Raw genomic sequence first — 1,244 nt, 5'->3', positions numbered from 1 at the left:
GTGTTCACTTGATCAGCGTGCGGGGCGGGCGGGTACTGGGAAGCAAGAACTTCTTCCCCCAGGTTGGTATTGAAGAAGACGTCAGCGAAGTCATGGCCGCGTTTCTCGGCCAGTACTTCATCAGCAGTCCTGAGCGCGACTTGCCAAGTGAACTGATCGTCAACGTGGTCCACGATGACTTTCCCACTCTGATCGCGGCCATCGACGAGTTGCGCGGTCGTGAACTGACCATCAGCCATCGTGTGCGTGGTACGCGGGCGCGCTGGCAACAATTGGCGGTGACCAATGCCGAGCAGGCACTGAGTGCGCGCCTGGCGAATCGTCAGCACATTACGGAACGCTTCGATGCGCTGGCGCAAGTGCTGAAGCTCGATGAGCCTCCACAACGACTGGAATGCTACGACATCAGTCATTCCAGTGGCGAGGCGACGGTGGCGTCCTGCGTGGTCTTCGGCCCCGAAGGCCCGATCAAATCCGATTACCGCCGGTATAACATCGAGGGCGTTACGGCCGGCGATGACTACGCGGCGATGCATCAGGCGTTGACCCGACGCTTCAGCAAGCTGAAGGACGGGGAGGGCAAACTGCCGGATATCCTGTTGGTGGATGGCGGTAAAGGCCAGTTGTCCATGGCCCGCGACGTGCTCGATGAATTGGCCGTGCCTGATTTGATTCTGCTCGGCGTCGCAAAAGGCGCAACACGCAAGGCCGGTTTCGAAACCCTGTACCTGAACGACGCTGCACATGAGTTCACCTTGCGCGGCGATTCTCCCGCGTTGCACCTGATCCAGCAGATTCGCGACGAAGCCCACCGATTTGCCATCACCGGGCACCGCGCCCGGCGTGGAAAAACCCGTCGGACGTCTACACTGGAGGGCGTCGCTGGCGTCGGACCAACACGTCGGCGGGATTTGTTGAAACATTTTGGTGGATTGCAGGAGCTGTCTCGTGCAAGCATCGAAGAAATTGCCAAAGCCCCCGGGATCAGTAAAAAGCTCGCAGAGTTGATTTATGCAAATCTGCACAGCGAGTAGAATGCCCCCTCACCTCGTAGCCAGTTGTGCCGATGAATATCCCTAATCTGATTACCGTTCTACGCGTTCTGCTCATACCGATCTTCATTTTACTGTTCTACCTGCCTTACCAATGGAGCTACCTGGCCTCCGCCTCGGTCTTCGCATTCGCTGCCGCCACCGACTGGCTGGACGGGTACCTGGCCCGCCGTCTGGAACAAAGCACACCGT

The 1,244-nt window shown here is 58.4% G+C and carries 2 protein-coding genes; both read left to right on the top strand.

What is annotated here, in order from left to right; genetic code table 11:
• Positions 1–1,034, top strand: a 1,034-nt coding sequence (gene uvrC, locus ACXRVY_RS29975) for an excinuclease ABC subunit UvrC (protein WP_458239067.1), incomplete at its 5' end; no start/stop codon positions are given.
• Positions 1,035–1,066: 32 nt separating this feature from the next.
• Positions 1,067–1,244: CDP-alcohol phosphatidyltransferase family protein (locus tag ACXRVY_RS29970; RefSeq protein WP_458239068.1), on the top strand; the 178-nt coding region annotated here is incomplete at its 3' end.

The sequence above is a fragment of the Pseudomonas sp. P5_A2_2 genome (assembly GCF_054177685.1).
The sequence above is the reverse complement of the archived record's forward strand: the minus strand, read 5'-3'. Positions and strand labels throughout refer to the sequence as shown.